Annotated in this window: 12 protein-coding genes; 7 read left to right on the top strand and 5 right to left on the bottom strand. The window is 67.1% G+C overall.

What is annotated here, in order from left to right:
* Positions 1–39: 39 nt before the first annotated feature.
* From AC3A6P_RS14555 to AC3A6P_RS14570, 4 genes are all read right to left on the bottom strand, one after another.
* Positions 40–801: an SDR family NAD(P)-dependent oxidoreductase gene (locus tag AC3A6P_RS14555; RefSeq protein WP_487692288.1), complete on the bottom strand. Its 762-nt coding sequence runs from the start codon at positions 799–801 to the stop codon at positions 40–42.
* Positions 798–1,976: an acyl-CoA dehydrogenase family protein gene (locus tag AC3A6P_RS14560; protein WP_487692289.1), complete on the bottom strand. Its 1,179-nt coding sequence runs from the start codon at positions 1,974–1,976 to the stop codon at positions 798–800. Before AC3A6P_RS14560 ends, AC3A6P_RS14555 begins: the two co-directional genes overlap by 4 nt.
* Entirely contained in the window at positions 1,973–2,971 is a 999-nt protein-coding gene (locus tag AC3A6P_RS14565; protein WP_487692355.1) for a phosphotransferase family protein, read from the bottom strand. The genes AC3A6P_RS14560 and AC3A6P_RS14565 overlap by 4 nt, the downstream gene beginning before the upstream one ends.
* Positions 2,972–3,043: 72 nt before the next feature.
* Positions 3,044–3,379, bottom strand: coding sequence for a winged helix-turn-helix transcriptional regulator (locus AC3A6P_RS14570; protein WP_487692290.1), 336 nt, complete (start codon positions 3,377–3,379; stop codon positions 3,044–3,046).
* Positions 3,380–3,475: 96 nt separating this feature from the next.
* Here AC3A6P_RS14570 and AC3A6P_RS14575 point away from each other — a divergent pair, with 96 nt between their 5' ends.
* Positions 3,476–4,318: an NAD(P)-dependent oxidoreductase gene (locus tag AC3A6P_RS14575; protein ID WP_487692291.1), complete on the top strand. Its 843-nt coding sequence runs from the start codon at positions 3,476–3,478 to the stop codon at positions 4,316–4,318.
* Positions 4,315–5,163, top strand: a complete 849-nt coding sequence (locus AC3A6P_RS14580) for an NAD(P)-dependent oxidoreductase (RefSeq protein WP_487692292.1) — start codon at positions 4,315–4,317, stop codon at positions 5,161–5,163. Before AC3A6P_RS14575 ends, AC3A6P_RS14580 begins: the two co-directional genes overlap by 4 nt.
* Here the strand turns inward: AC3A6P_RS14580 and AC3A6P_RS14585 are convergent.
* Positions 5,147–5,806 carry a TetR/AcrR family transcriptional regulator gene (locus tag AC3A6P_RS14585; RefSeq protein WP_487692293.1) on the bottom strand — a complete coding sequence of 220 codons (660 nt, stop codon included), beginning with the start codon at positions 5,804–5,806 and terminating at the stop codon, positions 5,147–5,149. The genes AC3A6P_RS14580 and AC3A6P_RS14585 overlap by 17 nt on opposite strands.
* Positions 5,807–5,936: 130 nt before the next feature.
* Between AC3A6P_RS14585 and AC3A6P_RS14590 the strand changes: the two genes are divergently transcribed.
* The 5 genes from AC3A6P_RS14590 to AC3A6P_RS14610 all read left to right on the top strand — a co-directional run bounded on the left by AC3A6P_RS14590 (position 5,937) and on the right by AC3A6P_RS14610 (position 12,705).
* On the top strand, positions 5,937–7,595 hold the full coding sequence (locus AC3A6P_RS14590; protein ID WP_487692294.1) for an amidohydrolase: 1,659 nt from the start codon (positions 5,937–5,939) through the stop codon (positions 7,593–7,595).
* On the top strand, positions 7,592–9,073 hold the full coding sequence (locus tag AC3A6P_RS14595; RefSeq protein WP_487692296.1) for an amino acid permease: 1,482 nt from the start codon (positions 7,592–7,594) through the stop codon (positions 9,071–9,073). Before AC3A6P_RS14590 ends, AC3A6P_RS14595 begins: the two co-directional genes overlap by 4 nt.
* Entirely contained in the window at positions 9,070–10,257 is a 1,188-nt protein-coding gene (locus tag AC3A6P_RS14600; protein ID WP_487692297.1) for a M24 family metallopeptidase, read from the top strand. Before AC3A6P_RS14595 ends, AC3A6P_RS14600 begins: the two co-directional genes overlap by 4 nt.
* A 115-nt stretch (positions 10,258–10,372) precedes the next feature.
* Positions 10,373–11,134, top strand: a complete 762-nt coding sequence (locus tag AC3A6P_RS14605; protein WP_487692298.1) for a DeoR/GlpR family DNA-binding transcription regulator — start codon at positions 10,373–10,375, stop codon at positions 11,132–11,134.
* Positions 11,135–11,220: 86 nt separating this feature from the next.
* Entirely contained in the window at positions 11,221–12,705 is a 1,485-nt protein-coding gene (locus tag AC3A6P_RS14610) for an amino acid permease (protein ID WP_487692299.1), read from the top strand.
* Positions 12,706–12,708 lie beyond the last annotated feature (3 nt).

The raw sequence follows: 12,708 nt of genomic DNA on the forward strand, positions 1-12,708 counted from the left end.
GCTCTCCCCGGCTCCGCCGTCGCCGCCTCGGCGACCGACCTAGTTGATGGTCAATCCGCCGTCGACGGTGATGGTCTGCCCCGTGACATAACCACCGGCGGGCGAGGCCAGCCACACCGCGGTGGCGGCGAGTTCGGCGGGCTCGCCGGTGCGGCCCAGGACCACCCTGGGCATCTGGGTGTCGAGGTAACCCGGCTTGTACTCGTCGGTCATCTCGGTCTTGAAGAAACCGGGGGCCAGCGCGTTGACGCGAATTCCCTTGCGGGAACCCCATTGCTGCGCCAGATCGCGGGTCAGGCCGATGACGGCGGCTTTCGAGGAGGCGTACGCCGCCTGCGGCAACCCGGCGGTGGTGATGCCGAGGATGCTGGCGATGTTGATCACCGAGCTGCCCGGCTGCATCACGCGCCCGCAGGCCTGCGCCATCCAGTAGGAACCGTGCAGGTTGATGTCGACGACCCTGCGGAATTCGTCGGGGCTCTCGCGGGTGGCGGGTACGGCAGTGCCGACTCCGGCGTTGTTGATCAACACGTCGACACGGCCGAACTCGGCCACCGTCGCGTCGACGAGGGCCTGGCACGCGTCGGGATCGGCCACATCGGTACCGACGGCCAACGCCCGGTGCCCGGCCGTCTCCACCAAAGCGGCTGTGTCAGCCAGTCTTTCCACGCGGCGAGCGCCCAGGGCCACGTCGGCACCGGCCTCGGCGAACGCCTGCGCGAACGCCACGCCGAGCCCCGACGAGGCGCCGGTGACGATGACGACCTTGCCGTCGAGTCGGAACGAATCCAGCACGGTCATCGCGGGCTCCTCAAGGCCTGGCGGGCGATTGCATACTTGTGCACTTCGGTCGGCCCGTCGTAGAGCCGGAAGGCGCGAATGTCGGAGAAGATGGCGCCGACCGGTGTCTCGTCGGAAATGCCGATGCCGCCCAGGATCTGGACGCACCGGTCGGCCACCTTGAACAGCTCTTCGGAGACAAGGGACTTCACCATCGACGACTCGTGGCGGCCCTTGGCGCCCTGGTCGAGGGTCCAGCAGGCCCACCAGATCGCCAATCGGCATTGCTGTAGGGCGATCTCGTTGTCGGCGATCATGAACCCGACGCCTTGGTGATCACCCAGTGGTTTGCCGAAAGCCGTTCGGGTGCGGGCATGTTCGACGGCGATGGAGTGCGCGCGTGAGGCCGCGCCGAGCCAGCGCATGCAGTGCGTCAGCCGGGCCGGGGCCAGCCGCAGCTGGGCATACCGGAACGCGTCGCCGACCTCACCCAGCACGGCCGAAGCCGGCAGCCGCAGGTCGTTGAACACCACCACGCCGTGGCCTTCGACGTAGTTGCGGTCCATCGTGTCCATGATGCGTTCGATCTCGATGCCCGGGGTGTCACCCTCGCACAGGAACAGCGTGGGCCCTTCTGCGCCAAACGAATTGGGCGCCACCCGCGCCATGATGATCCACGTGCGGGCGCCGCTGGCCCCGGTGATCAGCCACTTGCGGCCGTTGATCACGTAATCGGTGCCGTCGAACACGGCCTCGGTGGCCAGCTGATTCGGATCGGATCCGGCACCCTCGGGTTCGGTCATGGCGAACACCGACCGCTGCCGGCCGTCGACCACCGGAACCAGGAACTGCTCGGTCTGCGCCGGATTCGCGATCTTCGACAGCAGGAACATGTTGCCCTCGTCCGGGGCAGCACAGTTCAGTGCGATCGGGCCCAGCGTTGACCAGCCGGCCGCTTCGAACAGCACCGCCTGCTCGACGTGCGAGGGCTCTCGCCCGCCCAATGCGCGGGGCGCCTGGAATGTCAACAGGCCGGCCTCTCGTGCCAGTCCGACCAGCTCGGTACGGAGATCCTCGTTGGGACCGTGGCGGGTGACGCGCGGGTCGGTCTCGTACGGCACGATCTTGTCGACGACGAAGGCGCGGATCTCGTCGCGCAGCGCGGCGAGGTCGTCGGGAATCTCGAAGTCGATCACAGGGCTCCATCCATGAACGTGTGGGCACGGTCGAACAATCGCAGTGTCGCGGTGTGCAGCAGATCGCCGATGTCCTTGGGCGCCAAGCCCGCACAGGCACGCGCGTGGGTGCCTTCGAGGATGATGCCCAGCTTGAAACACGCCATCGCGGCGTACCAGTTGATGTCGGAGAGGTCGCGGGTGGTGTTGCGGCCGTAGCGTTCGACGATCTCCGCCGGGGTGGCCAGGCCGCCGGCCTTCATCAGCGCGTGGTCCAGCACCTCGTTCTCCCCGGGCAGGTGCCAGGTGGCCATCATCCATCCGAGGTCCAGCAGTGGGTCGCCGATGGTGCACATCTCCCAGTCCACGATGGCCACCACCTCGGGGCCGGTGCGGGAGAACATGACATTGGCCGCGTGGTAGTCGCCGTGCATGATGCCCGGTTGCCACTGCTTGGGCTGGTGCTCCTGCAGCCAGCCCGAAACCTCGCCGACGCCGGGGATCTCGGGGCCTGCGTAGTGGTCGAAATTGCTGTAGGACTCCAGTTCGGAGAGCCAGCGCGGCACTTGGCGCTCCAGGAATCCGTCGGGCTTCCCGAAATCGGACAGCCCCACCTGTTCATGGTCGACGGCACCGAGCTTGGCCAGCGCGTCGGCCATCGACAGGCCCATCTGGTGGCGCATCTGCGCATCACCGGCATGCAGGTCGGGCAGTTCGGCGCCGGCGTTGAAGCCCTCGATCGGCTCCATCAGATAGAACACCGCATCACCGAGCACGTCGGTGTCCTCGCACACGGCGATCAGCCGCGGATGCGGGACGTCGGTGCCGGCCAGGGCCTGTAGCACCTTCGTCTCGCGCAGGATCACCTTGTTGCTGACCGGCCGCAGATGCAGCGGCCCGCGGCGGAACATATAGGGCCGGCCGGAGCGCTCGAACCGCAGCATGACGTTCTGCGTTCCGCCGGTGATCGCGGTGACGTTCTCCAGCGGGCCGTCACCGAGTCCGCGGTCGGACATCCACGGGGCCAGCGCGTCGGGGGCATCCACGATCGTGAACCTACCGTACGGTTGGTTGGGGAGGGGAGGTGGTCAGGACACCGCCCGGCACACCAGGTCGATGTGCTTGGCCGCCCACGCGCCCAGGGGGTCGAGGGCGGCCAGCAGTTCCTCGCCCGCGGGGGTCATCGAGTACTCCACCCGGGGCGGCACCTCGTGGTAGCTCTCGCGGTGCACGACGCCGTGCGCCTGCAGCTCCTTGAGGTGCTGGGTGAGCATCTTCTGCGAGATGCCGACGAGGTTGCGGTGCAACGTGTTGAACCGCACCGGCCCGTCTTTGAGCTCCCACAGGATCAGCGGCTTCCACTTTCCGCCCACCACCGCCATCGCGGCGTCGAGTTCACAGGTGAACTGGCCAAGCGTCGTCATGTCGCCCCTCGTCAGCGTTAATAGTTCCGTGCAAGTAAGTACCCCACTATTTAGTGGGTACTTGTCGAAATCACTGCGTCCCAACACGATGAAACCATGACTGACATCGCTTTTCTGGGTCTCGGTGAGATGGGTTCGGCCCTGGCTCGCACCGCCGTCGCCGCCGGGCATCGGGTCACCGTCTGGAACCGCACCCCGGATCGGGCGGCACCGTTCGAGAATGCGGCCGGCAGCCCCGCCGAGGCGGTGGCCGCAGCGCACCTGGTGATCGCCTGTCTCTTCGACGCCGCCTCGGTGCACGACGTCCTGGACCCGGTGGCGGGCACCCTGAGCGGCAAGGCGCTGATCAACCTGACCACCACCTCACCCGACGGAGCCCGTGAGCTCGGACGCTGGGCGTCCACCCACGGCGTCGACTACCTGGACGGCGGCATCATGGCGGTCCCGGCGATGATCGGTTCACCTGCGGCCTCGGTGCTCTACAGCGGGTCGAACGCCGTGTTCGACGAGCATCGCAGTCTGCTCGAATCCTGGGGTTCTGCAGAATATTTCGGCGACGACGCCGGGATGGCGTCGCTCTACGACCTGGCGCTGCTGGCCGGGATGTACGTGATGTTCGCGGGGTTCTTCCACGGCGCGGCGATGGTGGGGGCGGCGGGGGTGCCTGCGGGCGAGTTCGCCCGCCGGGCGACGCCGTGGCTGCAGGCGATGGCGGGTTCGCTCGGTGAGTACGCCGACGTGATCGACACCCGTGACTACGGCCGGCCCGGCCAGCAGAGCCTCGAGTTCTCCGATCTGACCGACATTCTCGACGCAACGCGTTCGCAGGGCGTCAGTACCGAACTGGTGGACGTGGTGCAGGGATTCATCCACCGCCAGATCGAGGCCGGCCACGGCAAGGACGGCTTCGCCCGCGTGATCGAGAGCATCCGCGCATGAACGTCACGGTGATCGGGCTGGGGCCGATGGGTCAGGCGTTGACGACGGCACTGCTGGACAACGACCACGGGGTGACGGTGTGGAACCGTACCGCCGAACGGGCGAGCAACGTCCTGCAACGTGGCGCGACATGGGCCGAGACGCCCGCGGCGGCGGTCGCGGCCTCCGATCTGACATTGATCAACGTCGTCGACAACACGGTGGTCGACACCATCATCGGCGACGCCGGGAGCGCCGTCGCCGGACGGGTGATCGTCGGGCTGGCGTCCGACACTCCTGAAAAGGCGTACCGCACAAGCAGATTGGTAACAGCGCTCGGTGGTCGCTATCTCGACGGCGCGATCATGACGCCCATCGACACCATCGGCAGTCCCGGTGCGAGCATCCTGTTGGCCGGTGACCGCGACCTGTATGACGGGAACCGATTGGTGTTCGACGCCCTGGGTGCCACCACCTGGCTCGGCGGCAGCGTTGCGCTGGCCGCCGGATACGACATGGCGCTGCTGGACCTGTTCTGGACGGCCACGGCCGGCTTCCTGCACGCGGTCGAACTCGCACAACACGCGGGCATCGAACCCAAGGATTTCCTGCCACCTGCGCTGGGCATCGTGGGCATCCTGCCGGCGATCTTCACCGATGCCGCCGAACGCATCGCCGATGACCGGCACGAGCAGGCCACCTCATCGTTGACGTCGATCGCCAATTCGCTGCGGCACCTCTTCGCGGCGTCGGAGGCCGCGGGGCTGGACGCCGCTGCGCTCGGTGCCTTCGCTCGGCATGTCGACCGCGCGATCGCCGCCGGGCACGGTGCTCACGAGGTCACCGCGATCACGCACCGTCGCTGACACCCGCCCGCTGATCGCTTCGGAGGCCTTCGAGGCGGGTGCGGAATCCTGTCATCAGGGTCTCGAGGCCGAGTTCGAAGGTCCGGCGGGCTCGGGCCTCGTCGAAGGAGTCGCGGCCGAGCAACGACTGCAGCACGGGATAGTCCCCCTCGGCGGGCTGGACCATCTCCACCGGTGCGATCAGGTCCAGTACCGAACCCAGCACAAAGCTCTCCACGACGGTGAACATCGGGATGATCTCGGGTCGCGGCCAGCCGGCTGCCAGCAGTGCCTTCGCCACCACCTCGTACTGGGACACGAGTTCCGGGGCCTGCACCGGGCTGGTGGCCAGCAGCGGGATGGTTTCGGGATGCCGGACGAACGCGGCGGCATAAGAACGGGCCCATTCGGCCAGTGCGACATCCCACGGTTCGGTGTCGAAGGCACTGCAATCGATCAGTGAAACCACTCGGGAGCGCACCCGCTCGATGATGTGCTGCTTGCTCGGGACGTGGCTGTAGATGGAGGGGGTCTGGACGCCGAGCCGTTGGGCCAGCTTGCCGAGAGTGAACGTGCCCCGGGGGTCGTCTCGCATGATGTCCAACGCGGTATCGACGATGCGATCCTCCGTCAGATGCGCCCGAACCTTCTTCGGCGCGGCCATCGGCGTCCTTCCACGTCTGTCCAGCGGACTTTCACGCTAGCACCACGGTGAAACAGCCAATCCATTTCCTAACACTGCTAGCTTTCCCTAACTCTGCTAGCTTTCCCTAATCACGTTAGGAAGCTGCTCGGTGCAGCGCGAGATCGGCGACGGAGTTCAGGTGGGCGAGCGGCAGGTTCTGGTCGGTGGACGACTGTGGAACGGCGACCGATTGGTCCCGGGCAGCCTCACCATCGAGGACGGCGTCATCGAAAGCGTTGCCTTCACCACGGCGCGAGACCAGGGCGACGTGAACGTCGTCGATCTCGCGGGGGCGGCCGTCTTTCCGGGGTTCGTCGATGCGCATGCGCATCCCCTGATCGGGGGCCTCGAACTCGCCGGAGTGCCGCTGCGTCACGCGCGGACGGTGCAAGAAGCCGTCGCCGCGGTCGCTGATTTCGCTCGAGAGCACCCCGAGCTGCCCTGGATCGTCGGAGAGGGATTCGATCTCAGCATCGACCGCAGCGGCAACTACCTGGCCTCCGACCTCGATGCCGTGGTGCCCCACCGGCCCGTCGCGCTTCGGTCCAGCGATATCCACACGGTGTGGTGCAACTCCGCTGCCCTGAGCGCCGCAGGGATCACCCAAGGCACGCCACCGCCCGTCGACGGTGTGATCGAGCGTGACTCCGACGGCCGGCCGTCGGGGACGTTACGGGAGTGGGGGGCTTTCCTGCCGGTGCTGCGGGCTCTGCCGCGACCGAGCGTCGAGGAGGCCGCCGAAGCGCTGATGCGTGGATTGCAGGAACTCCGCGCGGTGGGGGTGACGTCGGCCCAGGACGCCTGGGTGGAGGTCGACGACGTTCCCAGCTATCTGATGGCTGCCCGGCGAGGCCTCCCGGTCCGGCTCAACCTGGCGTTCCGTGCCGATCCCGAGACGTGGCGCGAACAGGTCGACCGGTTCGCGGCCGCTCGCAGTGAGATTGCCGCCGCCGGTGAGGAACTGCTGCGTGCCAACACAGTGAAGTTCTTCGCCGACGGAATCATCGAAGGGGGCACTGCGCACGTCAAGGAGCCGTATCGCGCTACCTCGTGTTGTGGCCTCCCGGCGTGGCAGGCGCCGGAACTGAGCGAGGCCGCGGCTGCCTTCGACCGAGCGGGCTTCCAGTTACACATCCACGCGATCGGCGATGCCGCCGTGGAAAGTGCGGTCTCGGCGATCGCGCGTGCCGCGCACAGAAACGGGCCCAGGGCACGGCGCCCCGTCATCGCGCACGCACAACTGGTCGACCAACCCGAGATCGACGCGCTGCGGGCTCACGACGTCACCGTGGCGATCCAACCCTATTGGGCCAAGCTGGATTCGGTGGTGAAGCACCTGACCAACACCAGGCTCGACCCGGCGCGGGTGCAACGGCAGTATCCGTTTCGCACGCTGGCCGATCACGGAGTCCGGATCGCGTCATCGAGCGACTACCCGATCACCACGCCGAGTCCGCTCAAGGCGATCGGGGTGGCGATGTCGCGGCACGAGCACGGCGACGACGCGAGCGGATGGTTGCCCGCCGAACAACTCGATCTGGCTGTCGCCGTGCGGGCGGCCACCGAAGGCTCGGCCTACACGCAGTTCGCAGACCACGATCGAGGCCGCCTCGCCGCGGGATTCCGGGCCGATCTCGCCGTGGTCTCCGGCATGTCGGACCAGCCCACGGCAGCCGAACTGATCTCGGCGACCGTGACCGCCAGCTGGCTCGGGGGCCGTGAAACCCTGCGCCGCAACGACTCAGGCAACCAACGAGGAGAGAGATGACAACTGACGCACCGGGCGAAGCGCCGCCCACCGACGACGACGCGACCGGTGAGATGAAACGTGAGTTCACGCTCTGGTCGGCATTCTCACTCGCGTTTGTCTTCATCTCACCGATCGTCGCGATGTACGGCATCTTCGGGCTCGGGCTCCAGTCGATCGGACCCGGGTTCTGGTGGGGGTGGGTGGTGACGCTCCTGGGACAGCTGACGGTCGCGGTCGCGCTGGGTGTTCTCGCGTCTCGGTGGCCGCTGGCCGGTGGTGTCTACCAGTGGTCACGGCGGCTGGTGGGGATGAAGTACGGCTGGTTCGCGGGTTGGGCGTACACCTGGGCGCTACTGATCGCCCTGAGCTCGGTGTCCTACAGCGGCGCGGTGTTCATCGCGATCCTGCTGGGAGTCGATGCCGGGTCGCCGCTCGCACTCACCGTCATCGCCGTCGTGTTGCTGCTGGTCACCACGGCAGTCAATGCAGCCGGCCGCACTGTCGTCAAAGTCGTTGCCACTGCCTGCATCGCGGCCGAGGTCATCGGATCGGTGGGAGTCGCCGTGTACCTGCTGATCGCCGGGCGGCAACAGACCCCGGGGGTGCTCTTCGAAGGACTGGCCGCCGAGCCGGGCACCCCGTTCATGATGACGCCGTTCGTGCTCACGGTGGCGCTGGCCGGCTGGTCGTTCCTGGGCTTCGAGAGTGCCAGCAGCATCGCCGAAGAGGTCAAGAATCCGAAACGCGCTGTGCCGCTGGCCATTGTGTTCTCCTTGCTCGGTGTCGGGTTGGTGATCCTGCTGACCAGCTTCGCGATCATCCTGGCCATCCCGGATGTCGACGCGCTGCTCGCGACGTCCGACGGTGATCCGATCATCACGGTGTTGGCCGCGCACCTGCCCCCCGCCGCGGTGCAGGGCATCCTGGTGCTGTTCGCTGTCGCCTTCCTGGCCAGCCTGGTCGGTATCCAAGCTGCGGCATCCCGGCTCGTCTGGGCCAACGCGCGCGAGAATGAACTACCCTTCGCCACCTGGCTGAAACGGCTCTCCGGTCGCGGCAGGTTGCCGGTCAACGCCATCCTGGTGACAGGGGTGGTGTCGGTCCTGATGTTCGTGCCACTGCAGAACGGGCACATCAGCACACTGTTGGTGGCGTTCACCACGGTCGGGTTCTACGCCGCGTTCACCTTCCCCGTTCTCGGGCTCGCCATCGCGCGGATCCGAGGGAGCTGGCGCCCTGAGGAACCACTGTTCCTCGGCCGCTTCGGGCTTGCGGTCGCGTGGGTGGCGCTGGTGTGGCTGGCCCTGGAGATCGTCAACGTGCTCTGGCCCCGGGAGGCGGCAGAGTTGTGGATCGTGAACTTCGCACCGCTGATCGCCACCGCCGGAATCGGTGTCCTGGGCGTGGTGGTGTTCCGGTGCTCACCGATCGGCCGGGGGACGGTCCCGTCCGAAAGTCCTTCTACGACAACCAATGGATCGGAGCGGCAGGCATGACACACGACCTCTACCGGTGGCCGGAGTATGACGCGGCGGAGCTGCACCGGGCCCGTTTCGACAGGGTCGCGGCGGTCATGCGCGAGGAGGCGGTGGATACGCTTCTGCTCACGGGTCCCGACCACATTCGGTACGCCAGCGATTTCCGCGCACACCTGACCAACGAGTCCGAATGGTTCGCTGTCCTGGTTGGCTCCGACGGCTCGGCGGAGGTGTTCCTGCCGTATATCGACGAGGTGATCTCGCAGCCGTACCCGGCGCAGCCGTGGATCGTGCGGGCGCACCCGGTGCCGTCCTGGGCGGCGGCCTCGGCGAACCCGCAGACGTGGGTGCGCATCGTCGCGGCGGTTCTCGCCGCGCGCGGCGCGCACGGGGCGGTCGGCGTCGATGCGGTGGACCCTGGGCTGCTGGACGGGCTGCGAGAATCATTACCGCAGCTGGCATTTCGTCCGATGTCAACGGCGCTGCACCGGCTTCGGCGGGACAAGCTGCCGGTCGAGCTGCTCCTGCTCGAGGCAGCGTCGCGGGTCAATACCGGGGCTATGGAAGCAGCACTGGCGGCGGCGCACGTCGGCGGAACGGATCACGATGTGCTGGCGGCGGCCATGGCATTCCAGCAGTCAGCGGGCGTGGAGTTCGTGACGCACTCGGTGTGCAACCTCCGAAACGGCAGCGGTGATTGGTTCGCCGCGGGCCGGCGCTTCCACGAAGGAGACCCCTTCTTCTTCGACATCGGCTGTTACGGCGTCGGCGGGTATGCCTCCGATGCCGCCCGCACCGGCTTCGTGGGTGAGCCGCGGCGCGAGATCCGCACGGCGTACGAACATCTGTGTCATGCGCACGAACTGGTGCAGTCCCTGGCGAAACCGGGTGTCCGTGCATCAGTGCTCCTGGCCGAAGCCAATCGTTACCTGCGCAGCCAGGGACTTCGGGGCACCCCGTACGCGATCGGGCACGGCGTGGGCTTGCGGATCTGCGAACTGCCCACGTTGTTCACCGCAGGCCTGATGGATGACGACGTCATCCTCAGGCAGGGTGAGGTGATTGCACTCGAACCGGAGGTGACGGTGACGGTCGACGGCGTCGAGACGGTGCTGAAGGTCGAGGACAACTTCGTGGTGGAGGCAGCCGGCCTGCGTCGTCTCACCGAAACTCCTGACGCCCTGGAATTCGTGACCAGGTAGGCGAGGACCAGCGCGGGAATCTCGCGCTTCCAGTTGACGGGTGACGCACAGCACTCCACACTGACAGTCATGCACGGTCAGAAATCCACACAGTTGGGCGCCTGACGTGCTGCCCGTGGAACGGCATGAGGCCATCGTCGAGGCGGTCAGCGCGGCTCAGGCCGTCAGCACCGACGAACTGGTCCGCAGGCTGGGCGTTTCTGCCGAGACCATCCGCCGCGACTTGGCGCTCCTCGAGGAGAAGGGTGCGCTGCGTCGCGTCCACGGCGGCGCCGCGCCGGTGGAGAGCCGTCGTGTCATCGAGCCGTCCTACTCCGAACGATCGATGATCCGCCATCAGGCCAAAGCCCAGCTCGCACGGGTTGCGGCGGGGCTGCTGGAGAACGGCCAGACGGTGGTCATCGACATCGGCACCACTGCGGTGGCCGTCGCGCAGGCCATTCCCCGCGGCTTCGTCGGCACGGTCGTCACCCCGTCCCTGCCCGTCGCAGTGGAACTCGCCGACCGGCCGAGTGTGGAGGTCCTGCTCGCGGGTGGGCGGGTGCGACCCGGCGATCTGGCCTGTTCGAGCGCTCACGCCAGAGAATTCTTCGCCGACATCTATGCCGATATCGCGCTGCTCGGCTCCGGCGGCGTGCACGCCGAGGCCGGGCTCACCGACTTCCATCTCGACGAGATCGACGTGCGCCGGACCATCATCGCCAACAGTGCGCGCAGCTACATCCTGGCCGACTCCTCGAAGATCGGGCAGGTGGCGCCCTACCGGGTGTGCCCGCTGAGTGCGGTGACCGGCCTGATCACCGATGCCAACACCGACGCGGACGTTGCCGCTGCCTTCGACGAGACGGGAGGTGCGGTGCTGTCAGCACGCCCGTGAGACGGGTGCGGGCGGCGTTGCAGCGCCGCCCGCGGGACCGAACCAGCTCGACCAAACAGTCAAATCCAGTCAGAAAGCCCGATCCAATGGCAGATTCTTCCAGAAGTTCTGTATCCGAATTCGGCTACACCCAGGACCTCGAACGTTCGACGGGGCGATTCGCCTCGTTCGCCGTGGCGTTCGCGTTCGTCTCCATCGCCACCGGCATCTTCACCACCTACGGCAGTGTGCTCAACAGCTCCGGCCCCATGGGCATCTGGACCTGGCCCATCGTCATCGTCGGGCAGCTGGCAGTGGCCCTGCTGCTGGGTTCACTGGCCGCGCGCATCCCCGTCACCGGCTACGCCTACCAATGGGTGTCCCGGCTGGCCAACCCGATCCTCGGTTGGATCACCGGGTGGATCTCGTTCACCTTCCTGGCCATCGTGGTGGTCGCCGTCGACTACACCGTCGCCTCCACCGTGGTGCCCGCACTCTTCGACTTCGAGGGCACCCCGGCCACCGCCTTCCTCATCACCGCGGGTGTTCTGCTGCTGCAGGCGCTGCTGGTCGGCTTGTCGATGAAATGGACCGAGCGGGTCAACAACTTCGCCGTCACCGCCGAGCTCGTCGGCATGGTGGCGCTGGTGGTCCTGCTGTTCATCGTCGGAGTCGCCGCGCACAAACTGTCGGTCGGCAACCTGTTCTCGACGGGAGCCGTTCCCGCCGAGGGCTACTGGGACTTCGGCACGGCCACCGCCGCGGGGCCGTGGATGCTCGGCTTCCTGCTGGGTGCGTTCACCATCGTCGGTTTCGAATCCGCGGCCAACCTCGCCGAAGAAACCAAACGGCCGGAAATCGTGGTGCCCCGGGCGATGTGGCAAGCCGTCCTGGCCTCCGGAGTGCTCGGCTTCCTGTTCCTGCTGGTGGTGACCGCGGCTGTCGACGACCCGGTGGCACTCGCCGAGTCCGGCACCCCCATCGCCGACGTCATCCGCGAGATCCTCGGTACGTTCGTCGGCACCGCACTGCTGGTCCTGGTCGCCATCGCGATCTTCGCCTGCGGACTGGTGATCCTGCTGTCCGGTGTGCGACTGGTCTGGGCGATGTCGCGCGACCAGCGCTTCCCCGGCTGGCAGGTGCTGGGCAAGGTCAACGGCCGCACCAAGACCCCGCTGAACGCCACCATCGCACTGACCACCATCTCGGCCGTCATCCTCGGGCTGTTCTCCACCAGCACCGACGCCCTGTTCAAGCTGTTCGGTGCGGCCACCCTGCTCCCGGCCATCATCTACGCCATCACCGTCACGCTCTACATCGCCACCCGGCGCAAACTGCCGCCCAGCGCCGGCTTCAGCCTGGGTCGCTGGGAGATGCCGATCATCGTCGTCGCGGTCGTCTGGTTGGTGTTCGCGCTGTCTCTGTTCCGCGACGCGTCGTTCCGCGATCCATGGCTGTATCTGATGGTGATGGTGGCCATCGGAGCCTGCTACCTCGGCTACCTGCTGATCACCCGCGGCAAGGACGGGCTCAAGATGCCCGATATGCACTCCATCGATGCTGAACTCGACAGCAAGGCCCAGACGCGGTGAACC

The sequence above is a fragment of the Mycobacterium sp. Soil_C_30 genome (assembly GCF_057656995.1).

Bases quoted from the DNA above. Each gene is read 5' to 3' on its own strand.
- AC3A6P_RS14555 (WP_487692288.1), bottom strand. From the start codon at position 801: ATGACCGTGCTGGATTCGTTCCGACTCGACGGCAAGGTCGTCATCGTC.
- AC3A6P_RS14565 (WP_487692355.1), bottom strand. From the start codon at position 2,971: ATGTCCGACCGCGGACTCGGTGACGGCCCGCTGGAGAACGTCACCGCG.
- AC3A6P_RS14570 (WP_487692290.1), bottom strand. From the start codon at position 3,379: ATGACGACGCTTGGCCAGTTCACCTGTGAACTCGACGCCGCGATGGCG.
- AC3A6P_RS14575 (WP_487692291.1), top strand. From the start codon at position 3,476: ATGACTGACATCGCTTTTCTGGGTCTCGGTGAGATGGGTTCGGCCCTG.
- AC3A6P_RS14580 (WP_487692292.1), top strand. From the start codon at position 4,315: ATGAACGTCACGGTGATCGGGCTGGGGCCGATGGGTCAGGCGTTGACG.
- AC3A6P_RS14585 (WP_487692293.1), bottom strand. From the start codon at position 5,806: ATGGCCGCGCCGAAGAAGGTTCGGGCGCATCTGACGGAGGATCGCATC.
- AC3A6P_RS14595 (WP_487692296.1), top strand. From the start codon at position 7,592: ATGACAACTGACGCACCGGGCGAAGCGCCGCCCACCGACGACGACGCG.
- AC3A6P_RS14600 (WP_487692297.1), top strand. From the start codon at position 9,070: ATGACACACGACCTCTACCGGTGGCCGGAGTATGACGCGGCGGAGCTG.
- AC3A6P_RS14610 (WP_487692299.1), top strand. From the start codon at position 11,221: ATGGCAGATTCTTCCAGAAGTTCTGTATCCGAATTCGGCTACACCCAG.